The organism is Brakhagea baltica, assembly GCF_052161605.1.
Classification (GTDB): Bacteria; Planctomycetota; Planctomycetia; order Pirellulales; family Pirellulaceae; genus JBKCUI01.
In genome coordinates, this window is the sequence record NZ_CP197409.1 from 3,092,118 (window position 1) to 3,117,022 (window position 24,905).

Annotated in this window: 20 protein-coding genes and 1 tRNA gene; 15 read left to right on the forward strand and 6 right to left on the reverse strand. The window is 52.4% G+C overall.

The window, feature by feature from the left end; all coding sequences use genetic code 11:
• Positions 1-194: 194 nt before the first annotated feature.
• The 6 genes from groL (SH449x_RS11440) to SH449x_RS11465 all read left to right on the forward strand — a co-directional run bounded on the left by groL (SH449x_RS11440) (position 195) and on the right by SH449x_RS11465 (position 6,312).
• On the forward strand, positions 195-1,889 hold the full coding sequence (gene groL / locus SH449x_RS11440) for a chaperonin GroEL (RefSeq protein WP_482381468.1): 1,695 nt from the start codon (positions 195-197) through the stop codon (positions 1,887-1,889).
• A gap of 106 nt (positions 1,890-1,995) precedes the next feature.
• On the forward strand, positions 1,996-2,292 hold the full coding sequence (gene groES / locus SH449x_RS11445; protein ID WP_482381469.1) for a co-chaperone GroES: 297 nt from the start codon (positions 1,996-1,998) through the stop codon (positions 2,290-2,292).
• A 42-nt stretch (positions 2,293-2,334) separates the two neighbouring features.
• The gene (gene groL, locus SH449x_RS11450; protein WP_482381470.1) at positions 2,335-3,954 is read left to right on the forward strand and encodes a chaperonin GroEL; all 1,620 of its coding nucleotides are present in this window, start codon (positions 2,335-2,337) and stop codon (positions 3,952-3,954) included.
• A 164-nt stretch (positions 3,955-4,118) separates the two neighbouring features.
• Positions 4,119-5,273: a molecular chaperone DnaJ gene (gene dnaJ, locus SH449x_RS11455; protein WP_482381471.1), complete on the forward strand. Its 1,155-nt coding sequence runs from the start codon at positions 4,119-4,121 to the stop codon at positions 5,271-5,273.
• 64 nt (positions 5,274-5,337) lie between these two features.
• Positions 5,338-5,901, forward strand: coding sequence for a nucleotide exchange factor GrpE (gene grpE, locus SH449x_RS11460; protein WP_482381472.1), 564 nt, complete (start codon positions 5,338-5,340; stop codon positions 5,899-5,901).
• Between the two features lie 78 nt (positions 5,902-5,979).
• Positions 5,980-6,312, forward strand: coding sequence for an FmdB family zinc ribbon protein (locus SH449x_RS11465; protein ID WP_482381473.1), 333 nt, complete (start codon positions 5,980-5,982; stop codon positions 6,310-6,312).
• Positions 6,313-6,655: 343 nt separating this feature from the next.
• Here the strand turns inward: SH449x_RS11465 and SH449x_RS11470 are convergent, their stop codons facing one another.
• Positions 6,656-6,892 (reverse strand): hypothetical protein, encoded by a 237-nt coding sequence (locus tag SH449x_RS11470; protein WP_482381474.1) that lies wholly within the window; start codon positions 6,890-6,892, stop codon positions 6,656-6,658.
• 117 nt (positions 6,893-7,009) lie between these two features.
• Here SH449x_RS11470 and SH449x_RS11475 point away from each other — a divergent pair, with 117 nt between their 5' ends.
• On the forward strand, positions 7,010-7,798 hold the full coding sequence (locus SH449x_RS11475) for a carbon storage regulator (protein ID WP_482381475.1): 789 nt from the start codon (positions 7,010-7,012) through the stop codon (positions 7,796-7,798).
• Between the two features lie 14 nt (positions 7,799-7,812).
• Positions 7,813-9,282 carry an NAD-dependent succinate-semialdehyde dehydrogenase gene (locus SH449x_RS11480; RefSeq protein WP_482381476.1) on the forward strand — a complete coding sequence of 490 codons (1,470 nt, stop codon included), beginning with the start codon at positions 7,813-7,815 and terminating at the stop codon, positions 9,280-9,282.
• A 148-nt stretch (positions 9,283-9,430) separates the two neighbouring features.
• On the opposite strand, the gene SH449x_RS11485 is transcribed toward SH449x_RS11480, so the two are convergent.
• The gene (locus SH449x_RS11485; protein WP_482381477.1) at positions 9,431-10,429 is read right to left on the reverse strand and encodes a hypothetical protein; all 999 of its coding nucleotides are present in this window, start codon (positions 10,427-10,429) and stop codon (positions 9,431-9,433) included.
• 546 nt (positions 10,430-10,975) lie between these two features.
• Here SH449x_RS11485 and SH449x_RS11490 point away from each other — a divergent pair.
• A complete protein-coding gene (locus SH449x_RS11490; RefSeq protein ID WP_482381478.1) occupies positions 10,976-11,848 on the forward strand; it encodes a sugar phosphate isomerase/epimerase family protein in 873 nt (290 codons plus the stop codon).
• 104 nt (positions 11,849-11,952) lie between these two features.
• Here SH449x_RS11490 and SH449x_RS11495 read toward each other — a convergent pair whose 3' ends face one another.
• On the reverse strand, positions 11,953-12,978 hold the full coding sequence (locus tag SH449x_RS11495) for a zinc-dependent alcohol dehydrogenase family protein (protein WP_482381479.1): 1,026 nt from the start codon (positions 12,976-12,978) through the stop codon (positions 11,953-11,955).
• A gap of 78 nt (positions 12,979-13,056) precedes the next feature.
• Here SH449x_RS11495 and SH449x_RS11500 point away from each other — a divergent pair.
• The 3 genes from SH449x_RS11500 to SH449x_RS11510 all read left to right on the forward strand — a co-directional run bounded on the left by SH449x_RS11500 (position 13,057) and on the right by SH449x_RS11510 (position 15,597).
• A tRNA-Ser gene (locus SH449x_RS11500) sits at positions 13,057-13,138 on the forward strand.
• A 573-nt stretch (positions 13,139-13,711) separates the two neighbouring features.
• A complete protein-coding gene (locus SH449x_RS11505) occupies positions 13,712-15,247 on the forward strand; it encodes a DUF4062 domain-containing protein (RefSeq protein WP_482381480.1) in 1,536 nt (511 codons plus the stop codon).
• Positions 15,244-15,597 carry a type I restriction endonuclease gene (locus SH449x_RS11510; protein WP_482381481.1) on the forward strand — a complete coding sequence of 118 codons (354 nt, stop codon included), beginning with the start codon at positions 15,244-15,246 and terminating at the stop codon, positions 15,595-15,597. Before SH449x_RS11505 ends, SH449x_RS11510 begins: the two co-directional genes overlap by 4 nt.
• A gap of 33 nt (positions 15,598-15,630) precedes the next feature.
• Here SH449x_RS11510 and SH449x_RS11515 read toward each other — a convergent pair whose 3' ends face one another.
• Positions 15,631-16,551: a hypothetical protein gene (locus tag SH449x_RS11515; RefSeq protein ID WP_482381482.1), complete on the reverse strand. Its 921-nt coding sequence runs from the start codon at positions 16,549-16,551 to the stop codon at positions 15,631-15,633.
• An 11-nt stretch (positions 16,552-16,562) separates the two neighbouring features.
• Positions 16,563-18,038 carry a decarboxylating NADP(+)-dependent phosphogluconate dehydrogenase gene (gene gnd / locus SH449x_RS11520; protein ID WP_482381483.1) on the reverse strand — a complete coding sequence of 492 codons (1,476 nt, stop codon included), beginning with the start codon at positions 18,036-18,038 and terminating at the stop codon, positions 16,563-16,565.
• A gap of 303 nt (positions 18,039-18,341) precedes the next feature.
• On the opposite strand from gnd, the gene SH449x_RS11525 reads away from it, so the two are divergent.
• The 3 genes from SH449x_RS11525 to SH449x_RS11535 all read left to right on the forward strand — a co-directional run bounded on the left by SH449x_RS11525 (position 18,342) and on the right by SH449x_RS11535 (position 22,768).
• Positions 18,342-20,801 carry a hypothetical protein gene (locus tag SH449x_RS11525; RefSeq protein ID WP_482381484.1) on the forward strand — a complete coding sequence of 820 codons (2,460 nt, stop codon included), beginning with the start codon at positions 18,342-18,344 and terminating at the stop codon, positions 20,799-20,801.
• A gap of 165 nt (positions 20,802-20,966) precedes the next feature.
• The gene (locus tag SH449x_RS11530) at positions 20,967-22,037 is read left to right on the forward strand and encodes a prenyltransferase/squalene oxidase repeat-containing protein (protein WP_482381485.1); all 1,071 of its coding nucleotides are present in this window, start codon (positions 20,967-20,969) and stop codon (positions 22,035-22,037) included.
• Between the two features lie 347 nt (positions 22,038-22,384).
• Positions 22,385-22,768 (forward strand): RNA recognition motif domain-containing protein, encoded by a 384-nt coding sequence (locus SH449x_RS11535; protein WP_482381486.1) that lies wholly within the window; start codon positions 22,385-22,387, stop codon positions 22,766-22,768.
• Between the two features lie 116 nt (positions 22,769-22,884).
• On the opposite strand, the gene SH449x_RS11540 is transcribed toward SH449x_RS11535, so the two are convergent.
• Positions 22,885-24,423 carry a YifB family Mg chelatase-like AAA ATPase gene (locus SH449x_RS11540; protein ID WP_482381487.1) on the reverse strand — a complete coding sequence of 513 codons (1,539 nt, stop codon included), beginning with the start codon at positions 24,421-24,423 and terminating at the stop codon, positions 22,885-22,887.
• Between the last annotated feature and the right edge of the window lie 482 nt (positions 24,424-24,905).

Here is a 24,905-nt window from a genome sequence, read left to right on the forward strand (position 1 = left end):
AGAAAAGCAACTTACGTCGATTTTACATCGCTTGGCACGGCGATTGCTCTGGTGGGTGGCTTCCCTCTCGAGACTGCCAATTCTGAAAAAACGAACGCGATCTGGTTCGGAATTGGTGTATCGGAGACGTAACCAGAAATTCTCGAGGGCGAAGACAAGTCCTCACCCTACCGACTCATTTCAAGGAGTTCAACGTGGCAAAGCAGATGGTTTTTGATGACGAGGCGAGGCAGCCGCTTTTGGCTGGCGTCTCGAAGCTTGCGAAGGCGGTTCGCAGTACCCTTGGTCCTCGAGGGCGAAATGCCGTACTCGATAAGGGATGGGGTTCCCCGAAGATTACCAAGGACGGTGTCACAGTTGCAGAAGAAATCGAGCTCGACGATCCGTTTGAGAACCTCGGTGCTCAGCTCGTTAAGGAAGCCGCCAGCAAGACCAACGACGTAGCTGGTGACGGCACGACGACTGCAACCGTTTTGGCCGAAGCGATCTTTCGCGAAGGTTTGAAGATGATTGCTTCGGGTGCTGACCCGATGTCCCTCTCGCGTGGGATTGCCAAGGCAGTGGATGCGGTCAATGCTGAGATCAGCAAGATTGCAATTCCAATCGATGCCAAGAGCAAGAAAGAGATCAAGCAAGTTGCAACGATCGCCGGTAACAACGACACCACGATCGGCGACGTTCTGGCGGATGCGTTTCTCAAGGTTGGCAAAGATGGCGTTATCGCCGTCGAAGAAGGTCGTGGCAGCGAAACCACCGTCGAAGTGGTCGAAGGGATGCAATTCGACCGAGGCTTCTTGTCGCCTCACTTCGTTACAAATCAAGATCAAGTCAGCGTGGAATTGGAAGATTGCCACATTCTGATTCACGAAGAAAAGATCACCAACAACAAGAAGATGATTCCTTTGCTCGAAGCGATCAGCAAGGCGAAGAAGCCGTTGCTAATCATCGCTGAAGACGTTGAGGGAGATGCGTTGGCGACTCTCGTGATCAACAAGATGCGAGGCATTTTGAGCGTTGCTGCGGTAAAAGCTCCCGGCTACGGCGATCGTCGCAAGGCGATCTTGGGTGACATTGCAGCACTAACCGGCGGCAAAGCTATTTTCAAGGATCTCGGCATCGATCTCGAATCCGTTAAGATCAGCGATCTTGGCAAAGCTAAGAAAGTTACCATCACCAGCGAAAACACCATTATCATTGGTGGAGCTGGCAAGAAGGACGCCATTGAAGGTCGCGTGACTCAGATCCGACGCGAAATTGAAGCGACCGATAGCGATTACGATCGCGAGAAGCTTCAAGAGCGATTGGCCAAGCTGGCTGGCGGTGTTGCTCAGATCAATGTCGGCGCTGTAACCGAAACCGAAATGAAAGAGCGAAAAGCGTTGCTCGATGACGCGAAGGCAGCAACTCAAGCCGCTCTGGAAGAAGGCATTGTACCGGGTGGTGGTGTTGCTCTGCTCCGCTGCGAAGCTGCCCTTAAGAAGCTTAAGCTTGAAGGCGACGAGCAACTTGGTGTAGCCATCATCGCTAACGTACTCGATTATCCTTTGCGATCCATTGCTAACAATGCAGGTCTTGACGGAGCGGTTGTTGTTAACCGAGTTCGTCAGCAAAAGGAAAAGACCGAGGGCTATGACGCGAATGCCAACAAGTATGTTGACATGATCAAGGCTGGTATTATCGATCCGGCTAAGGTCGTAAAGACCGCTCTCAGCAACGCAGCATCGGTAGCATCGTTGTTGCTGACGACTGAGTCGTTGGTCGCAGAAATTCCAAAGGAAGAAGAAGCTGCTGGCGGCCATCACGACCATGATCATGGCATGGGCGGAATGGGTGGCATGGGAGGTATGGGCGGCATGGGAGGTATGGGTGGCATGGGCGGCATGATGTAGTGTTGCTTTCTCCTCGCTAGACCTCCATTTATTCTCCCCCTGTGATGTAGGGGGAGGTTTCCAACAACAAATATAAAACTCACAGTTCAAATAAAGGAAAATAGATATGTCAAAAGTAAATCTCCGACCACTTGATGACCGCGTCGTTGTAAGACCACTCGAAGCAGAAGAAACCACCGCGGGTGGCATTGTTCTGCCCGATTCGGCCAAGGAAAAGCCACAACGCGGCAAGATCGTGGCAGTAGGACCAGGCAAACTTTTGGACAACGGCGTCCGCGCTGCTTTGAGCGTTTCCGTTGGTGACGAAGTGATTTTCGGCAAGTACGGTGGAAGCGAAGTCGAAGTCGACGGAGTCGAATACAAAATCCTTCGCGAGAGCGATGTTTTGGCAAAATTGGCGTAACAACCTACAAAAAATCAACTCAACGATAAGGATAAGCTAAGCGTGGCAAAACAATTACTATTTGATGATCAGGCTCGTGCACGAATGTTGCAAGGGGTCGAGAAGTTGGCAAACGCTGTCGCTGTCACCATGGGACCAACCGGTCGCAACGTGATCATCGATAAGAGCTTTGGTGGTCCCACCGTGACCAAAGACGGTGTGACTGTTGCAAAGGAAATCGAACTGGAAGATCGCTTCGAGAACATGGGCGCCAAGCTCGTCGTCGAAGTGGCTCAGAAGACCAGCGATTTGGCTGGTGACGGTACGACGACTGCTACCGTTCTCGCTCGCGCCATTTTCAAAGAAGGCCTCCGCAACATTGTTGCTGGTTGCAACCCAACTGCCATCAGGCGTGGTATCGACAAGGCTGTTGAGGCTGCTTCGGTCAAATTGCACGAGATGGCAAAGCCAGTCAGCAACCCAACCGAAGTCGCCAATGTGGGAGCGATCTCGGCCAACAACGACATGGCTATCGGAGAGCTTCTCTCCGAAGCTTTGCAACGAGTTGGCAAAGACGGTGTCATCACCGTTGAAGAAGGCAAGACTGCACAAACGACAGTCGAGTATGTCGATGGGATGCAATTCGATAAGGGGTTTGTATCCCCTTACTTCATCAACACCCCGACCGACATGAGCTGCACGTTCGAGAATGCTCTGATTCTTCTTTATGAAAAGAAGGTCAGCAACATTCGAGACCTCGTGCCTGTCCTTGAGAAAACCAGCGCAGCCGGTCAACCTTTGTTGATCATCGCCGAAGATGTCGATGCAGAAGCTCTGACACTTTTGGTCGTGAACAAGCTCCGTGGCACTCTCAATGTTTGTGCCGTCAAGGCTCCTGGATTCGGTGATCGTCGCAAAGCGATGATGGGCGATATCGCGGTTTTGACTGGTGGCACCTTTATCAGCGAAGACCTCGGTATTCAGCTTGAGAAGATTTCTCTGGAGCACTTGGGTCGTGCGAAGAAAGTGGTTGTAGACAAGAACAACACCACGATCGTCGAAGGCTCGGGGGATCGCAAGTTGGTTGATCAACGGGTTGCACAAATCCGTGCCCAGATCGAGCAGACCGACAGCGAATACGACAAAGAAAAGTTCCAAGAGCGATTGGCAAAGCTATCTGGCGGCGTGGCCGTTATCAGCGTTGGTGCTGAGACCGAAGCGGACATGAAGCAGAAAAAAGCTCGCGTGGAAGATGCACTGCACGCAACTCGCGCAGCCATCGAAGAAGGCATTCTGCCTGGTGGTGGTGTAGCCTTGCTTCGATGTCGTGAAGCGATTAGCGAAGCGGTCAATAGCCTGAAGGGTGATGAGAAGATCGGTGCTGAGATTATTCTTAGAGCCGTAGAAGCTCCTCTTCGCCAAATCGCTGATAATGCCGGCATCGATGGCAGCGTTGTGGCAGACGAAGTCAGCCAAAAGCCAGCGAACATCGGATACGATGCGAACAAGGGAGAGTACGTTGATATGCTCAAGAGCGGTATCATCGACCCAGTCAAAGTTGTTCGTACAGCCTTGACCAATGCAGCGAGCATCTCTGGTCTTCTTCTTACGACCGATTCGTTGGTTACAACCTACGACAAGGAAGACAAGAAGAAGCGAAAAGTCGAAGGTTCGATCAACTAGTTGACGTCCTGAGATTGATAAAGGACTTGCTGGTTATCCGTTAAAGGGGAAACCAGCAGGCCGAAAGCACAGTTGAACTTAAGAGGTCATTAGCGCGTGATCCACAGCGCGATGACCCTTTTTTTTGGACGCAGCCTTTTTCATTTCCACGCATCGGGTTTCACGTGTCAGAAAAACGAGATTTTTACGAAGTCTTGGGTGTCCAGCGCGGGGCCTCTCAGGATGAGATTGCGCGGTCGTATCGCAAGCTGGCTCTGAAGTATCATCCCGATTCCAACCAAGGGAACGAGGATGCGATCCACAAGTTCAAAGAGGCCGCCGAAGCCTATGAAGTTCTGGGAGATGAACAGAAACGAGCTCGCTATGACCAATACGGTCATGCTGGTTTAAACAACGCCGGTGGTGGATTCCATGATGTAGGGGATATCTTTGAAGCCTTTGGTGACATTTTTGGCGGCTCGATCTTTGGCGACTTCTTTGGCGGCGGTGGCGGTGGTCGACAAAGGCAGCGTGTTCGCAAAGGTGCGGATTTGCGATGCGATGTCGTCCTCGAGTTAGAAGAAGCAGCGAGAGGGGTTTCCAAAACCGTTTCCTTGACGCGATACGCCAGTTGCAAGGTATGCACAGGCTCAGGTGCCGAACCTGGTTCGCAACCGGAGACATGCAGGCGGTGTCAGGGACGGGGCCAGGTCGTTCAAGCGAACGGGATTCTGCGAGTACAGACAACCTGTCCTATCTGCCGAGGTTCAGGCAAAACGATCAGTAATCCGTGTAGAGCTTGCGACGGTCATGGTCTCGAGCCAAAGGAGATCAAGCTGGAGGTCAAGATTCCGGCAGGGGTCGACGATGGCATGCGAGTCAGGTTACCTGGCGAAGGGCAGCCGAGCCCGGATGGTGGCCCTGCGGGAGATGCTTACTGTTTCATTCGATTGAAGCAGCATTCGATTTTCCACAGAGACGAACACAACCTTATCTTCCAGCTTCCGATTTCGTATAGCCAAGCGGCTTTGGGAACGACGGTTGAGGTGCCGACCCTCGATGGCAAGCGATCGTTAGAGATCGGAGGGGGGACCAAGAGTGGAACGGTTTTCAGACTGCGTGGCTACGGCATGCCCGATCCGCATAGTGGAGCTCGTGGCGACCTTCTGGTCGAAGCCATTATTGAGGTGCCAAAGAAATTTTCTAAGAGGCAGCAGGAGTTGCTAAGAGAATTAGCCACTCTGGAGGATAAAGAGATAACGCCCGAAAGAAAGGGCTTTATGGATCGAATCATTGCGTACTTTGGCGTAAGTGATTCCGAACCAATGAAGTCCAACTAAACTGACGTCCGGTTTTAACGTTCATTTCCCGCTATTCGTATCGTGCAGCAGCACTCAAGTAGTTATGAGCCAAGAAGCAAATCGAAACCAACCTGATTCCGAATTACAAGATGACGCATTGGAGGCGGTTATGGACTCTGTAGACAGTTCCGAAGAAGAATCGCCGGAGCAGATCGTTGACTTGCTCGAACAGCAACTGTCCGATCTCAAGGAGCGAGAGTTGAAAGCCCAGGCCGAGTTAGAAAATTTCCGCAAGCGGATTTTGCGCGACACCGAGCAGCAGCTCAAGTACGCATCAGCGGGCTTAGTGCGGGACTTGCTCGAAGTGGTGGACAATCTACATCGCGCCACCGAGGCAGCAACTCAAGCAGGTGAGAGCGGCGGCCTAGTGGACGGCGTTAAGATGGTCTTAGGCCAGTTGACGACGGTTCTGGAGAAGCATCATTGCAAACAAATTCCAGCTCTCGGCACTCCATTCGATCCTAATATCCACCAAGCCATCTCGCAACAGCCCAGCAAAGAGTATGCGGCGGGCATGGTCGCCTATGAAGCATCGATCGGATTCATGTTACATGACCGAGTGGTTCGCCCGAGCATGGTAATTGTGTCTACCGGCGCGGAATCTTAGTGACTCCGGTGCATAAAGTCGTTCAGGTAAATCTTTGTTTTTGTCATTAAAATTAGTTTGGGTTAGGAGAGATCCATCGTGCCGACTTACGATTACGAATGTGATGCGTGTGGTCATAGCTTTGAGTTGTATCAATCGATTTCTGCTGAGCCCGAGAAGAAGTGTCCTGCTTGTGGCAAGAAAAAATTGCGACGGCTGATTGGTGCGGGTGCGGCGGTTGTGTTCAAAGGTAGCGGTTTTTATCAAACCGATTATCGCAGCGAGTCCTACAAGAAGTCCGCCGCTTCAGATTCCAAGAGTACGGAGGGCGGCTCAAAATCTGAGTCCAAGAGCGAGAGTAAGTCTGAGGCGAAAACCGAGTCCAAGCCTAAAGCTGAGAGCAAGTCTAAGCCCAAGAAGACCGACAGTTAACCGTTTTTGCACGGGCACTAACGATCCGCAGGATGAGCCTGCGGGATTCGCAAGCAAGCCAGCGTGATATCGAGATCAACCTCCCGCAAAGCGAACAGTATTCGGGAATGCACCTGGCTTGCCCAGGTGAAGCTTACGTTTCTGGCTACACATAACGGCTTCCTCACAAACTCCAAGAATGCTCCTGGTTTACCCAGGAGATCGTTACGCTTCCGGTTCGATTAGCCGAACCTGCCTCGCCGACTGGAATCCTAACAATCCCCAGGACGCGTTTGCGAGATTCGATTGCGGTGCAGCCAGTTGTTTAGAGATAGAGAACAATCGACCGCGCCGAACTAGTAGATCACGCCCCACGCTTAAAACCGCCCCTCTCCCTGGCCTGACGAAACGGAGAGAAGCTGGGCAAGCTGAGAGGTTTTCCGATGAAAACAAGTGTCCCTTGCGAAGGTATTTGTTCTGGGTGGCGATGGCGGTTTGCTCCGCATACTGCGGAAATGGTATCTGCAACGCCTTCAAATCGCAGTTTCAGAGTTGGGTTGCTGGTCTGGTTTCGCAGGAGTTGCTCGATCAATGCTTGCATTCCCAAAATTCCTAACATGACGCTTGGGGAATCCAACACCGCCATTTTTTTGTTAACATAATGGGATTAGATTATTAATCCCAATTACCTATCTCATTATCTTCAAGGGCTCACGCTATGCTGATCCTCGGTCGAAAAGCAGATCAATCGATCGTTTTCCCTTCGTGCGGAATCACTATTCGCATTCTTCAAGTGAACGGTAGAGTCGCCAAAATTGGTATCGAGGCACCCGAAAAGATTGCGATCGCCCGCGGCGAAGTCCTAAATCAATACGAACCTGCGCACCCAAGCAACTCGCTCCCTGATCCAGATTCCCTATCGCGTTTTCGCGAGCAACTGGAAGAGGTCAAGAATCTGCGACAACGAGGCTTTGACGACAAATCGGATCGATTACTCGAGCGAATTCTTTTAGAACTCAACACCCTTGACCAAACCGCATCAGTACCAGCCGATACCGTCTCCGAAGCTATCCCCTCCTACGCAATTAGTCCTAATTCTTCGCAGAGCACATTGACTACTTGCCTACTATTTGTAGGTTCACCCGCCTTGGATTATGAAGACGATCTTCAGATTCTTAGCCAACGAACAAGCCGATTCACCGCAGCAGCTGATTGCCAAGCGGTTGATTTCCAACTCAAAGCAGAGCAATCCGATTGCATCGTCTTCGATTTGGAGTCATGCGGCCCCAACATTTCCTCGAGAATCAAAGAACTTCGCGCCGGACTACCTCAACGTCCCAAAATCATTTGTATCTCGCAATATGCTCCTTCCATCTACGGGTTCGATCTACTGCGACCTGCCTTTGATGGATGGATCTGGAAGCCTTGGGACTACGATCGAGCTTGGACCCACATCCAATCCGTAATTAACCCAATGCCTCAGGGGATATTGCCTCAAGGCCTATAGCCCTAGGAATCGTAATGAGCTCAGAATCTATTTCCAACGATCTTCTCAAGTCTCGCTGCTTCGTTCACGGTCAATGGGTCTGTTCCGTTTCAGGCAAATCCTTTACCGTTATCAATCCTGCGGACGGGAATACCTTGGGTACCGTCCCCGACATGGTTGAGGACGACTTGGTCGATGCCATTGCAAGCTCACACGAAGCCTACGCCTACTGGAAGACTTCGGTCGCGGCAGATCGCTCGTCTGTTCTCAAAGCTTGGCATGCTGCGATCATTGCAAACCTCGATTCGCTGGCTCGAATCTTAACGCTAGAACAAGGCAAGCCCCTCCGCGAATCGCGTGCCGAGATTCGGTACGCAGCCTCGTTCGTCGAATGGTATGCCGAAGAAGCCAAGCGTTTGTATGGTGAGATTTTACCTCCCCATCAATCAACGAAACGAGTCTTGGTCTTGCGGCAACCCGTCGGTGTCGTTGCGGCCATAACGCCGTGGAACTTCCCCGCCGCGATGATTACTCGCAAAGTCGCTCCCGCTTTAGCCGCAGGTTGTACCGTAGTTTGCAAGCCCGCTCCTCAGACACCTCTCACAGCACTAGCCCTCGCGGAACTTGCTAACCAGGCCGGCATACCCCCTGGAGTTCTCAACGTAGTTACGACGACCGATGCCGAGATGTTTGGTCGTCTTGCGACAGAGGATCAGCGCGTAAGCAAAATCAGCTTCACCGGCTCGACCGCAGTTGGCAAAAAACTCATGGCCGCGTGCGCGAGAAATGTCACTCGCCTCTCTCTCGAGCTAGGTGGCAATGCACCCTTTATCGTGTTCGATGACGCTGATGTCGACTCAGCCATCGAAGGTGCCATGTTGAGCAAGTTTCGAAATGCCGGGCAGACTTGTGTCTGCGCTAATCGCTTCCTCGTTCACCGACGGTTGAGTCAGGAGTTCGCCAGTCGGCTTGCACTAGCGACCAGCAATCTGCAAGTCGGACAGGGACTCGATGTGAATGCGGATATCGGCCCCCTCATCGACGATAGAGCCTTGGCCAAAGTCGAGAGTTTGCTGGAGGATGCACGCAATCAGGGTGCCAGCGTGGTCTGTGGTGGCTCGCGACATAGTCTAGGTGGGAATTTCTTTACCCCGACCGTCCTTGCAGGAGTCAAGGAAGGGATGCGTATCGCTCAAGAAGAGGTATTCGGTCCTGTTGCCCCCATCTTAGAGTTCGCCACGGAGCAAGAGGCTGTAAGGATTGCAAACGCAACCAGGGCTGGGTTAGCAGCCTATTTCTACACCCGGGACCTTGATCGGTTTTGGCGAGTCTCCGAAGCTCTGGAATATGGCATCGTTGGTCACAATACGGGTTTAATCTCCACCGAGATCGCCCCTTTTGGTGGCATGAAAGAGTCCGGTTTGGGCCGCGAGGGCTCCAGGCACGGAATTCTCGACTACACCGAACTGAAATACATCTGTGCCGAGGCCAAACGGGACGAGTAAGCGGTCTGCCAATCCGCCATTGCGACCTTTGCTCGCGGAGCGGCCTTGCATCAGTACTAACCCGTTGGAGTCAGCGAGGGATGCCTCAATACAACCCAAATCGCAAGGTGAAGGATTGTATCGAGAATACCTCATGACACTTATTCTTTCACTTAGAGCCCTCCGAGTCGAACAATTGTCGGATCTTAAAGAAGTCAATCGATGCGTCGATCTTCTCTTCTGTAAAAGACTCTTCTTCGAGGAGCGAACGGTCGACGTCGTCACGAAACTTCCAATCCCGAAAGCGAAACTCGTATTGATACTCGGCGCTAATCCCTTTTTGGTATAAGTTGGCTTGCCATGGTACGAAGCGATCCTGCCCCAGATCTTTCCATTTGGTTTGCGTTCTCGCGTACAATTCGTACTTGTCCAGATCCTGTTTGGTAACGGTCGTTGGTGGAGCGGGATTTGCTTTCTTCCATTCGGCGTTCCGTCCATAGAATTCAATTTCCTCGACTAACCAAGTGGGTTCTTTTGCAAAGACGATCCTGTGTACAGCACCTGTATTGATGAACGCAAGAATCCTGGTGCGTCCATCGTGGAGCGTCTCTTCCTCTAGAACTTTGTACTCAAGACGAGTGATCGACTTGTCTCCACTATCAAGAATTGAGGAGGCGATATATGCTGATACGACAAACGGATGCTTCCACTGTGTACTGGTCTGAATAGCAGGAATCCCACCTTTCAATTGCAATCGGATGATACCTTTTTTAGGATGGCCCGACATTCGAAAATTGTACCATCCGACATTCTCATGAAGCAATTGCGCCTCCTTGTGGTCTCCAAAAACCTCCGATGCATCCAGCAGGTTATACTCCGTTGTGTCGATCCGTTTTTTTCGACCTTTATCGCCAATGATTAGACGCTGCAGAACGCGACGAGTGATAAGTCTTTTAGTCGGAGTTCTACCTTCTTCTTCGTCTAATGAAGTAGCTCGCGGTTCTAGCACAATTAGCTCGACCCTGTCCATCAGCACGGACATGCCCTCGTCGGACCATTCTTTTTCAAGCTGGTATTCCGCCAAGCGATCGTTGATGTCCTGGCCAATTGCCGGATCTCGACAAAAGCTCCAAACAAGGAGGCAAAGTGTAAGCTGGAGGTATTTCATAGGTCACCAGGGAATCTCGGTGTTGATCACCGCAATATTGCAATTCGTGTCGGTGACTTCGTATTCTACAATAGCGACGTTATCGAGTCTTCGAGATGTGCAAGTACCTGTGTCTTCATGCTACGAACTGCTGATTTGTTCAATCAAAGAGACTCAGGTGTCCCATTGACGGGTGTCCCATTGACGGGAGGCCCATTGACGGGAGGCCCATTGACGGGAGAGAAGTGAAGACATCCACAATGTTCCCATGTAAAACAAGAGCCTGTGGTGCCAGGACCCCCATCGTCCATTAGTTTTTAGATAACGCCGCGTGTGTTTGTCAAGTTTTTTTGGCGGGTAATTTTGCACAGTTTTCCAGGGGCATTAACGCGATGATTGCGGCAACCCTTCCGGGAACACATCCTAATTCGATGTTTTCGGTTATAATTCTTACTGGGGTCTATTCCACGGCCCCAACCCACATTGACTTCGCTGTATCGGCCAAAGTCGCTCAGACCTTGGCCGCCAGCGTCCCCTCTCCCCCAGCTTTCGGAAAGATTTTCAATCATGAGTCGCGTTTTTACAGCCTGCCTTCCCCTATTACTCCTAGTCGGTGTCGCGAATCTCGCATCAGCCGAAAACCCCATCCCACCTAGCACCATCACCGACGAATACCGCATCAATGGATTCGCGCTCAGTGTTCAAGCGTGGAGCTTTAACCGCTTTACCACTTTTGAAGCCATCGAAAAAACAGCCGCATCGGGTGCTAAGTGCATTGAGTTGTTTCCCGGCCAAAAGATGGTCGCTGACCAAGACGTTAAGGTCGAACCCGGTATGCCCGCCGAAGCCCTCAAAGCTCTCAAAGAGAAGCTTGCAAAACACAACATAAGAGCTACAGCGTTCGGTGTGGTCGGTGTCTCACGAAACGAAGCTGATGCTCGCAAGTTGTTCGAGTTCGCCAAGGAGCTCGGCATCACCTGCATCAACACCGAGTCAACCGATGCGATTGATACGATCGAGAAGATGGTCAAAGAGTTTGATATCCGCGTTGGGATCCACAATCACCCTCGTCGCGACAATGATCCTAACTACAAAGTTTGGGATCCAAACTACATTCTTGAGCTCGTGAAAGATCGGGATCCAAGAGTTGGGGCATGTGCGGATACCGGCCACTGGGTCCGAACAGGACTCGATCCAATCGAATGCCTCAACATCCTCAAGGGGCGGATCGTCAGCAGCCACTTTAAGGATTTGAATCAAAAAGGGGGCTCAGCTCACGACGTGCCATGGGGGACCGGAATTTCGGATGCCAAAGGGCAACTTGCGTTCCTGCGATCTTCCGGCTTCGACGGTCCAGTGTCGGTTGAATACGAACACAATTGGGATAACAACCTTCCCAACATTACGGAATGCGTTCAGTTCGTAAAGAACTACAAATAGGGACTCGCTCCTTCGCATTAAATAGACCATAGCCAAAGGGCTCGGCAAACGCGGAGCCCTTTCTCTTTAACGGTCCTCATACTACCAGTTCCAAGCAGTACGGTCTAATCGCAAACTCGGATCACAACCTTGCCAAAATGTTGAGCGGAGTGCAGATAAGCGAAAGCCTCATCGGCTTGTTCGAATGGGAACACTCGATCGACAACGGGCTCGATTATTGTTTTGGACAAGAAGTCATTCATAGCCACAAAATCTTCCTTGGCACCGACGTAAATACCATTCAGTCGGATATTCTTGGCCAGCAGGGGGAATAAGCTCGTCGAGGGTGGTCCAAATCCGGTCAGTACTCCGATCAAAGCGATATGCCCGCCAGGCGCAACAGCTTGTAATGATTGCCCCAGAGTTCCCTGACCACCCACCTCAACCACATGATCTACACCCTTGCCATCGGTCATATGCAGAACTTCTTCTCCCCAGTCAGGTGTGTTGCGATAGTTCAAGGTTTGCCATGCACTCATGGTTTTTACTCGATCTAGCTTCTCGTCACTGCTCGATAAAACGATAACCTTGGCCCCCAGTGCGGTGGCAAACTGCAAAGCGAAAACGGAAACGCCTCCTGTTCCGATGCACAAGACTGATTCGCCGCTCTGGAGTTGGCCACGGTGAACGAGCGAGTACCACGCGGTCAAGGCAGCGCATGGCAACGTGGCGGCTTGTTCGTAGCTCAAATAGTCAGGTACACGGACGATTCCGGTGGCGGGCAGATCGATCGTTTCTTGAAGCATTCCGTCGAGAGTTCCCCCTAAGTCGTTTCGGTGGTGAATCATCTCGAATCGGCCTGTCATCCAGGTTTGAAAGAAGCAGCCCGCAACCCGATCACCGATTTGGAAGTCGGAAACGTCAGAGCCGACAGCGATAATTTCGCCAGCCCCATCGGAGCAAGGTGTTCGTCCGTCGACTGGTCGCCCGGCCAGATTTTTCCAGCCCACGATGTCGCGATAGTTCAGGGAGGCGGCATGGATCCGGATACGAACCGAGTTATCGGCAGGTCCGGAGGCTAGGGATACGGATTCGGGGTTGAGGGCGTACTCATCCCCGTTCTTTCGGAATTTCCAAGCTTTCACGTCCATTTTGTTTCCTGTAAGGTAAAATTCGTCAAATTCTCGACTTGTTCGACCGATTGTCCACGATATGCTTTAGGCCGACTAGGAGGATAAGCGAATGGTTAGCGGCTTCATTGGAAATGAAGTGCCCCGTAAGGGGTTGCGGGTTCGAATCCCGTGTCCTCCGCTTTCTCGGTTGTGCTGCGTTTCTCATGCTACCGTGCTGACCCGAGAAAAATGGTTTACAGTCCGATTCGGACGGCTCCCGCACGAATCGCTGACTTCCAGCCGATAGGCAAGGATCTTGAAGCAATCCAGCGGCCAATAGTGATGGGGTCACTGGTAATCTATCTTTAAAGTGACTGTCGACGAGTCCTTGCCCCTGACGAGCCCCTGACTAAATCTGAATGGTCGGCGCGTCACGAGATTATCTCTGCTTTATTGTCTGACGGGCATACCATTAGTTTAACGAGTGTGCAGCCCCTCTCCCCGAAGCGGCGCGAGGGGAGCAAAAGAGTGGTGCAGCCCCTGTGTGCGAAGCAGCGAGAGGGGAGCAAGAATTAAAGCAAGACTGAGGGTTGATAGACCGGAGCGATCAAAAGGAGCCCAATATCGTCGAGCAACAAATTGTTGCCTTGATTCGCTAGTATGTATCGTCAGAAGCATACAGCTACACCAACGTTCGAATTCGTACCTACATCGATCGGTTCTAGTAGAATTACCATAGAGGAACGCCCTAAAACTTAACATGGGATCAGCGGTGACCAAAAAGCGTGTTTTCATCAGCAGTGTGCAGAAAGAATTCCAAGAGGAACGCTTGGGCTTGCGCGAGTATATCCAGGCTGATCCGCTGCTGGGACAATTCTTTGATGTGTTTTTATTTGAAGATTTGCCAGCCGCTGATCGTCGAGCTGATGATGTCTACCTGACAGAAGTGGCCGATTGCGATCTGTACATGGGTTTGCTAGGAAACCAATACGGTTGGGAAGATCCCAATGGACTCTCACCCACAGAACGTGAATTTAATGTCGCCTCGGAACTAGGAAAGACCAGACTTGTCTACGTTAAAGGTGCAAATGATAAAGACAAGCACTCGAAGATGCAGAGCTTGATCGGCCGAGCCGGAAGCGAATTGATCCGCCGTCGTTTTGACGATTTGGCCACGCTCAAGACTGCGGTTTATGCATCGCTCGTCGATTATTTGGTGGAACACCAATTGATTAGCGTTGGTCCGTGGGATGCCGCTCCGTGCCTCAAGGCGAAACAGGAAGATTTGGATGCGGATGCGATGGTGGCCTTTATTCGACAGGCGCGTTACGCACGCAATTTCCCCTTGGCGGAATCGACTCCACCTGCCGAGCTGCTATCGCATTTGGATTTGCTGGATGCAGCACGACCAACGAATGCGGCCGTGATGCTGTTTGGAAAAAGGCCTCAGTCATTTTTTCCCACCTCTGAAATCAAATGTGCTCATTTCCATGGGACCGAGGTCGCCAAGCCAATTCCCTCTTATCAATCGTACAAAGGGACAGTGTTTCAATTGGTCGACCAGGCGATCGACTTTGTGTTGTCCAAGATCGCAGCTCGAGTCGGGACCCGTTCCCAAAGTGCACAAGCACCCGTTACTTACGAGATCCCTAGGGATGTAGTTGCGGAGGGAATTGTTAACGCCGTGGTGCACCGTGACTATGCTAGCAACGCAAGCGTTCAAGTAATGTTGTTCGCAGATCGCCTAGAGATATCCAATCCCGGGCGACTACCCGATAGCTTGACGTTTGAGTCGCTGCGTCATTCCCATGCATCGGTGCCACGCAATCCATTGATCGCAGAGCCAATGTATCTGACCCAATACATCGAACGAATGGGTACCGGAACCGGGGATATGATCCGCCTTTGTCGGGACGCAGGGCTGCCAGAACCCATCTTTTCGTACCGCGACGGATTTGTGCTAACCATCCCTCGCCATGGCTTGGAAAAGGCAAAAGATTCTCAGTCCGGTTCGGGGAAAAGTTCGGGGAAAAGTTCGGGGAAAATGTCGGGGAAAACTGAGGGGAAAACTGAGGGGAAAACTGAGGGGAAAACTGAGGGGAAAACTGAGGGGAAAACGGTCGGACGAGCGGGGCAAAGAATCATACGATTGATCCAGAAAAACCCTCAGATTACCATCCCTGAAATGGCACTGAGCCTCGGGGTCACGGAAAGCGCTGTTGAAAAACAAATCCGCAAACTACGAGAACAAGAAATCATCGGCCGTATTGGTCCCGCCAAAGGTGGCCACTGGGAGGTATTGAAATGAGCGTTGGAAAGCCCGAACGGACAACCCAAGATCGGGTGATCGCGTTGTTCCGCGATGAACTCAAGTATCGATACCTGGGCGATTGGACCGACCGAGACGGCAACTCTAATGTGGAAGATGCTTTGCTGACAGATTACCTCCGCAAAGCCGGTTACCATGACCTACAAATCAGCCGAGCGATCTATTTGCTGCGTATCGAAGCCGATAACCACGATCGCGGTTTGTACGAGAACAACAAAGCCGTCTACAAGCTCCTTAGATACGGTGTACCAGTCAAAACCGAAGCGGGTACCCGTGAAGCACGAAGACTGGGAATACTAGCTGCAACAGAACCCAATTCGAAAAAGTGACAGACATCTAGCTAGACTAGCTAGACAATACGTCTATCTTGAATAGAAATGGTTCAGATCCAGAAAGCTGTTCTGGAATTCACGAAGGGCACTCACAATCCACTCGAACTTGGATTGAGTCGCCACTTTTATGCCTGCAAACGAACTTGGGGCCGCCGTTTCTGCCGGGCGGCGGCTTGCCAAAAAAGCATCGATGCAACAGGCATCGATCCCTGAACCAAGCCACCGTATCCAGTCGCGGGCATCGGTTGTCGGTGCAGTTAACCACAGCTTGGTCGTCGCGCGCGAATCTTTTCTAGCCCGGACGGCTGCATTCACACTCGCGACTAGATCGGCTTCGAGCTCCAACCAAGCTCCAGGCTTGAGTTGGGTGACACTGCCGGCAACGAGCTCGATGTAATCGAAACCGCTGTCGATAAGAAATCGTACATCGTCATAGACGGTACGGTTCAGCGCAATCACCGCTGCTCCCAATGGAACACCCTCAGGAACCATCTCCCGGATTGCTTTCACCTTTTTCGTCATCTGCTCGGGGGTGCCAATCTCCGGGTGAGCATTGGCCTTCCAAAACGAGTAAGCAGACGGCAAATGATTCGCATGAGGCTGCCCAAAAAACTGAAACTGTACCGTGCAAGCATTCAACAGCTCTGCGGCGTCGATCGGAGCTCCCACTCCGACTGTGGCCACTCTCATGGGAAGACTTTCCCAACCAGAACCCGGCTTCGGCTTGCTCAGCCAGGGCAATCCGTAATTGCCAAAGCTTGATACGAAATGATCGGCAATCCCATCCTCGAAATCCAAGTGATTCAAGAACCTGGAATAGGCAGGCAAGCCGAGTTCGACTTCATGCCCTTCGGGGCCGCTTAACGTCCAGCGATCCAATTGCCCCTCAGGCATAAAGAGACCTGGGGGCGAATCGAATCGCGCTGTTAGTGGGATAGGTTCATATGCCATTGCGAAACTGCTTACTCTGGCTTCTTACGCAGTTCGAGCCACTCGCTATGGAATGTTCCCTCCATGTCGACTCTTTGGTAAGTGTGTGCACCGAAGTAGTCGCGTTGGGCTTGTAATAGATTCGCTGGCAGACTGGCTAGTCGATAACTGTCGTAGTAAGCCAAAGCCGTGGTGAAGGCTGGTGCAGGTAGCCCAAGATGGGTTGCGGCCATAACCACAGCTCGCCATGATTCTTGTGCCACCTCGATCGCTTGCTGGAAATAAGGATAGATCAACAAGTTTTCAAGATCTGGCTGCGCGTCAAAGGCTTCTTTGATTCGGTCCAAGAACTGAGCTCGGATGATACATCCACCTCGCCACAGCAGGGCGCAGTCACCATAGTTCAAGTCCCATTTATGCTCCTTGCTAGCCTCTTGCAACTGAACAAAGCCTTGTGCGTACGAGCAAATCTTCGAAGCGTACAACGCCTGCTTAACCGCCTCGACAAACGCTTTCTTTTCGCTCACCAACGACTTGACTGCGTTGTCAAAGGTCTTGTTGTGGGAAGCGTTCGGAGCTGGCAAAATCTTGCTCGCTCGTACGCGTGCATCCTTCATAGCGGACAAGCAGCGAGCGTAAACGGCGGTTGTAACCAGCGTACTGGGAACCCCGAGATCTAGGGCGAGTTGGCTCATCCATTTACCCGTCCCCTTGGCACCCGCTTTATCCAGGATCTTGTCGACCAGATAGCCACCTTTGCCCTGATCATCCATGACGCTGAAGATGTCGCGGGAAATCTCAATTAGGTAACTCTGGAGTTCACCTTGATTCCAATCTGTAAAGACATCGTACAGCTCGTCGTTGGTGAGTCCGGCTGCTTCTTTCAGGAGATAGTAGGCCTCGCAAATGAGCTGCATGTCGCCATACTCGATCCCATTGTGAACCATCTTGACGTAGTGTCCGGCACCGCGTGGTCCAACCCATTCGCAACAGGGAATATCGTTGTTCGGTCCCACCTTGGCAGCGATCGATTGGAAGATCGGCTTGATAGTCTCCCAAGCCGCTTTGCTACCACCGGGCATCAAGCTTGGCCCTTTGAGTGCCCCCTCTTCTCCGCCGGAAACGCCTGAACCAACGAACAGCAAACCTTTGCTCTCAACGTACTGAGTACGACGCTCGGTATCAGCGAAATGAGTGTTGCCGCCATCGATGAGAATGTCGCCAGGCTCCAAGTGAGGGAGCAATTGCTCGATGAGATCGTCAACAGCGGGACCAGCTTTGACCAACATCATGACAAAGCGTGGGCGTTTAAGATTCTTTACCAGGTCGACGATCGAGTGGCAGCCAACGAAATTCTTTCCCGCAGCTCGCCCTTTGATCAATTCGTCCACCTTGTCTGTCGTGCGATTGAAAACGGCGACCCGATAGCCACGGCTTTCCACGTTGAGGGCAAGGTTTTCGCCCATGACAGCCAGGCCAATCAATCCAAAATCGCAAAGGTCACTCATTTGTTTTCAAAACTCTATTGGTGAGAGAACGCTCAAGACGAAATGCTAGCTAAAAGTGAAGCATCCACGACTTTTTGTGCTGGAACGCGAAACGCGATTGAAAGCAGTCTACGCGTTTGCATTCAAAAAATCTCCGGGGATTTTAGTCAGAATAGGAGATCTGAGCAACTATTGCTCAGACTGATCTTTCCGTTAGTTGGCCCGATTTGATAAGACCGCAGTTGATAAATAGATGAACCGACTGGCTCGAGAAAAGTCGTGCTTACGTTCCAAAGGTGATAGATTACGGATGGATCCAATCAAATGCACAATCCGAGAATGAGATCGATTGTACTTATATCCAGTGGTGTGATTGGAATTGGAGTCATGATCCTGTTGGCCGTGGCTCTCGCTCAACGGGACTCTCGGCAAGAAAACAAGCTAGCTCACCAAGCGGCGGGCTCGATACAGCCTAAGAAAGCTCAGGGAATCCCCATGGATCCCGAGTGGGAGGAATATGCTTGGCCCCCAGCACCTATCGTCCGAGGCAATGACTCGCCACTCGGCAGCCACAGTGGAACAGCCAGGGATCGCAACAATCCGTTTCGCTCGCCCGCAGCCGCCCTGACCGCGTTCTCCAACCAGCAGCGCAGTGGTTCGCTTGCAGAGCCTCCACCACTGCAATACCGTCCGCTTCCGACCGGTGGATTGTCCGGGGGGCCTGGATTGGATTCCTCACCTGCTAGCTTGCCAAGCCTGCCACAGAACGATCTGTCGTCCGAGCTCCCTTCTGCAAATCGCCCGAATTCACTGATGCCGGCTCCCCCAAACTCCTTGAGAAGTACTGAGGAGGAGAACGACGACGACGAACTGCCATCTCTTCCAACGCTAGGCTCTCCGTCAGCAGCCCCACCGAGGGCATCGCTATCGGACATGCAACAACTGCCTAGCAGCAGCCCTTTCCAAGGCAATAATCTTCGACCAGCCAACCCCGCAGCATCAAACGATCTCGATGATTCACTGCCGGATCTACCGTCAGCCGCAATCTTGCCAACACAAACAGCTCCGCCGGCTTTTTCCGGCTCCGCTCCGACGCCCTTCCCCGGCTCCGCTGCGCCGGTTCTACCCGGTCCGATGCCCGTGCCGCAGCAGAACACCCTGCAAACGAACGCTCCGCAAACAAACGCCCCCGCTCCGCTCCCAGACCAACCGCCCGCTGCCGTGAGGATGCAACCTCCCCGGCTGGAGGATCTCTCGCCAAGTGAGCCTGCAAGCCCCAGCAATTCTGGCTTCCCTAGCTCTGGCAGCCCAGCTGCATCAGCGACCGCCAGCCCGCAGGCTTTCGGCGAAGTTCGCACAGCCGGCCCTTTTAAAGCCTTTACCAGCCCATCCCCAGGAGTTCGGCAGCTAGAGGGGTCGCAAAACCCCAACATCGAGATTCAAAAGCGAGCCCCCGCCGAGGTCCAAGTCGGTCTACCAGCCACGATAACACTCCTCGTTCGGAATGTCGGAAACGCAACCGCCTTTGATGTGCGAGTCTCCGATTCGGTCCCGCAAGGAGCAAAGCTAACACGCACCACCCCCGAAGCGAAATCGGATGGCCAAGGCAATTTGATCTGGGAACTCGGCCAGTTCAAAGCAGGAGCCGAACAAGTTCTTACTATGGAGATCGTTCCCGAAACCGAAGGAGAGCTTGGATCGGTCGCGAGCGTACAATTTGCGGCCCAAGCCTCGGTCCGAACGATGAGCACTTTGCCTAAGCTGCATGTCAAGCAAACCAGCGCATCATCCGTCCTAGGGGGCGACTCCGAAGTGATCAAGATCGAGGTCGCCAACCACGGCACGGGAACTGCCCGAAACGTGCGGCTGGAAGCAGAACTCCCCTCGAACATGCGACATGCATCCGGCTCGACTGCGCTCGACACGGACGGTATCGACCTGGCACCTGGCGACTCCTTTCAGATGGAACTAGAACTTACCGCCGTGACAGCGGGGGCAGCCACGAGCCGAATCAAGGCCGTCTCAGACAACGCAGCACCCTTCGAATCGGTTGCTTCAATCGACGTCATCCAGCCTAAACTAGAGCTTGGTATCGAGGGACCTCGATTGAGATACCTCGAGCGTCAAGCGACCTACAAAGTCCAGGTCCAGAATACCGGTAATGCCATGGCGAAAGGCATAAGGCTCGTCGTTTATCTCCCGCGTGGATTGCAGTTTAACAGTGCCGCTAACGACGGAACCTACTTTCCAGAACAACACTCGGTGGAGTGGTATCTAGAGGAATTGAACGCCGGTCGATCGGCGACAACGGAGCTATCGGTCCTCCCCGTTCAAGAAGGAGATTTTGTGCTTCGAATGCATGGAACCGCTGCCCGAGTTCGTGCCGATGCCATCGACAAGAAGGTGCAAGTCGAAGGTCAAAGCGAATTGTATTTTAGCATTGCCGACGATAACGATCCCATCGAACGGGATGGGCTCACAACCTACATCGTCAAGGTGTCCAATTCTGGGGCCCGACCCGATAGCGATGTTTCATTGATCGTGGAACTGCCAGAAGGAGCCAGTGTAGAACAGGTTCACGCGCCAGTAGACTATCGCGTGGAGGGACGCACTGTCGTATTCGCCCCGATCGCCAACCTGCAACCGAGAGCCCAGCAAACCTATAGGCTATCGGTGCGCCACACTCGCGAGGGCTTGCTGCTAACGAGAGCCCAACTCAAGAGCCGCAACCGACCCGTTGCCGTCAGCAAGGAAGAAAGCACCGAAGTCTATATCGATCAGTAAAGCCAACCAAAAGATTCGCAGAAAAGACTTGCCAGGCCAATCCAAGACGTCGACAATCCATTGTACAAAGAATGTCGAGCATAGAATGTCGAGGCTAGCACACTGGCGAGTGCCCCTCGGTTCTCGAGATGCAAGTAGCCTAACACTTACGGAAACCAGCTAGCTATGTCGAATCGCAGGCCTACACAAGACCGCAGAAGCTTTCTTTCGGGGCTTGGACTAGCGAGTATGGGATTGGGAATCGCCCCGGCGTTTGCCACTCCGGCGCAGCGAACACCGGATCGAAATCCAGATTGGGAGAGTGCGATTCGGCGAGGGCTCGACTATTTGACCAGAACCCAATCGAGTCGGGGACAATGGAACACTCCACCGTATCCCGTTGCAATCGGGGCATTGGCTGGAACGGCCATGATTTGCAGCGGGTCCACCATAACCCAGGGACCTTATTCCAAATACATTGCACGCGCGGTCGACTACCTAATCAGTCAGTGCCAGCCGAACGGACTCATCGGAGACCCCATCAACGACTCTCGCTACACCTATGGGCACGGTTTCTCGATGCTATTTCTCTCGCAAGTGCTCGGCGAAGAGGGGCTTCAAGATCGACGGGACGATTTGGTTGAAGTTTTAACTAAGGCTGTCAAATTTTGCGGTCAAGCACAAACTCCGGACGGTGGATGGGGGTACCTGAGTGCAAAGGACGACAACAACTTTGACGAGGGGTCGACGACCATCACGCAGGTGCAAGGTCTCAGGGGTTGCAGGAACGCCGGAATCCCCGTCCCCAACGAGATCATCGAGGCCGCTAAGCGTTACATCTACAAATGCCAAAACGACGACGGCGGGATTAGCTACTCCAGCCAGCAGATGGGAAGCTCTCGGCCTGCCATTACCGCTGCGAGCCTAGCTGCCCTCTACAATGCTGGCGACTACGATAGCAAGAAAGTTCCAGAGATGCTGGCATATTGTCGAAATGCTTTGTACTCGATCACTGCTGGAGAATCGCTTTTTGGACACTGGCACTACACGTATTTGTACTACTCGCAGGTGGTCTACCGCCAAGGCGATGAGGAATGGATCCCGTTCCGAAATAGGCTCTACGATCGGATCGTTTCTGAGCAATCCAGCGACGGTGGCTGGGACGTCGAGGGAGGGATACACAAGGTCTACACGACGGCGTGCAGCCTAATCATGCTGCAGCTCGACAAAGGTTATTTACCTATCTTTCAGCGTTAACATTGCCATCATTCACAAGAATACTCGTAGAAAAAGCGATTTATCTATTGACTCCCCGGGAACATAGTCCGATAATTAAGTATCGATGAATGAACAGGTCGTCTGTGTTTCTCTCAATGGATCCGTCTTTTAGAGATCTGATAGTCTGCTGGTTTGACTCGGTAAAGTTTAGCGATTCGGCGATTTTAGATCGAACATGTGTTTCGATTACTGAATTAGCTTCTTCTTAGGTTTTCTGATTTGCTCGCGTTGTCGCCAAGATTTTGTGGTTGGTCGGTCTTTGTACCGATAGAGATTGCTTGTCTGTTGCTTGATGATCGATGTGTGGATTGGATAGGAGTGTTATTGTGACGAATATTTATGTAGGAAATCTTTCATTTCGTGCGACAGAAGCGGATTTGCGTGATGCATTCTCCCGTTACGGCGATGTGACCAAGGCGAGCATTATCATGGATCGCGAAACCGGTCGCTCCCGCGGCTTCGGCTTCGTAGAGATGGGCAATTCGCAAGAAGCCCGTGATGCGATCGAAGCTTTGAATGGAACTACGCTTGCAGATCGTGAGATCTCCTGCAACGAAGCTCGCGAGCGAGAAAGCCGACCTTCGGGCGGCGGCGGATATGGTGGTGGTGGCCGCAGCGGTGGCGGCGGCGGATACGGTGGTGGTGGCGGCGGCGGCGGATACGGCGGTGGACGTCGTGAGCAATCCGGCGGTCGCGGTGGTCGCTACTAAGCGATTCCGAAGCCCGAACAAATAAAACAACGAAAACACCGGTGATCATCGCCGGTGTTTTTTATTGGCCAACCAAGATAAGTATTCCCTACGCAGGCATATGCTCGGGCTGCACGCTAATGAAAAATATCGCGATCCAGCATGCGGTAGTTGATCGCTTCTTCGATGTGGTGCGGTTCGATCGACTCGCTGGATTCTAAATCGGCAATCGTCCTTGCAACCCGCAAGATCTTATCGTGGGCACGGGCGGATAAGCCCATATCGGTCACAGCAGCTCGCATTCGCTCGCGCTGAATCGTCCCGAGTTTGCAATGCTCACGGATTTCGCGGCTGCTCATCTTGGCATTGGAACGCGTTGTCGATTTCGCAAAACGTAGATCTTGCATTGCTCGAGCCACATCGACCTCGGCTCGCATCTCGGCGCTACTGCGACCGGGTGGACCGGCTGACAGCTCATTAAACGACACGGCTGGCACCTCGATATGAATATCGATTCGATCTAATAGGGGACCTGAGATCCTCCCCATATAGCGTTCAATCTGCGGCGCTGTGCAGTTACATGATCTGCGAGGATCCGTGCGGTAACCGCACGGACAAGGGTTTAGGGCGGCCACCATCATACACTGCGCTGGAAATGTGGTGCTCCGCATCGCACGGGATATCGTGACAACGCCGTCTTCGAGAGGCTGCCGCATCACTTCCAGCGTCTTGCGATTAAATTCGGGTAACTCATCCAGAAACAACACTCCATGGTTTGCCAAGGACACTTCACCCGGTGCGGGCGGGCTACCCCCACCGACCAAACCAGCATCGCTTATCGTGTGGTGAGGAGAGCGAAACGGACGCTGTGCCATGAGAGCTTGACCTGTTTGCAAACGACCCAATGCGGAATAAACTCGCGTGGTCTCGATAGACTCCTCCGCAGACAACATGGGAAGAATCGATGGCAATCGCTTGGCTAGCATAGTCTTGCCTGACCCAGGTGGTCCTAGCATGAGGAGGTTATGAGAGCCAGCAGCGGCGATGGTGAGTGCTCGTTTGGCCATGTCCTGTCCACGCACATCGCTAAAGTCTATGTCATATTGCGAGAACGTCGCAAACAACTCATCGAGCCTCGAGGGAACGGGATCGATGTCGAGCTGACCATTGAGGAAGCCGACTGCTTCTTGCAAGGTATGAACAGGGATGATTTCAAGCGATTCGACAACGGCTGCTTCTTGTGCGTTGACGGCAGGGACGATCATACCCTTGATGCCAGGCTGTTTAGCAGCAGCCATGGCCATCGAGAGAATTCCTTTGACGCTTCGCATGTGCCCTTCGAGAGACAGTTCGCCGACGGCTGCGTATTGGCCAAAGCGATTGGAATCGAGCTGATTGGATACTGAGAGTATGCCGAGCGATATAGGCAGATCAAAGCTGGAGGCTTGTTTCGGGAGTTCTGCGGGTGCCAGGTTTATGACGATTCTATCATGAGGGATCATGAATCCAGCGTTGTGCATGGCGCGTTCCACCCGATGGGTACTTTCGCGGACAGCTTGTTCGGGTAGACCGACCAGAACGGTTTTAGGAAGAGCAGCCGGCGAGAGGTCAACTTCTACCTCGACCGGTAGAGCTTCGATTCCAAGCAAGGAATAAGTATGGAGCTTGGCCAACATGGGAGCGTCTCAACGAAAAGGAGCTTAGCAGCGACAAACAAGTAGCAAAATCAACGGGCTGCCAGTTTAGCACGACCACGGTGGCTTGTGTTTGATGGGGGCTGCAAAAAATAATCTTCAAACCCTATTCGTTTGCGTCGGATTGGTAGCCCATCTGGCCACAGATTGGATAGGGTTGCTGACGTGCTGTCCAAAGACTTCGCGACTTCGGCACCGACGGACACGGCAGTGCACGGGTCCTTTACGATCTGGCAGGGGTCATAGCCCGCGATGACCAGCAGCGGAAGCAAGTCCATCAAACAGTTCATTCAGGAGTCTATTAAGCGTAGGATACAGTCGAGACATCCCAAAGGAGGCCCGTGTAACAAACGCACACTCGACCGACGCTCATCGCTTTGACTGCAACAGTCTTCGAGATTAGTGTTGATTAGTGAAGATTAGTGTTCCCAGCTTCTTCCAGGTTCGGCATCAATGGGAATCGA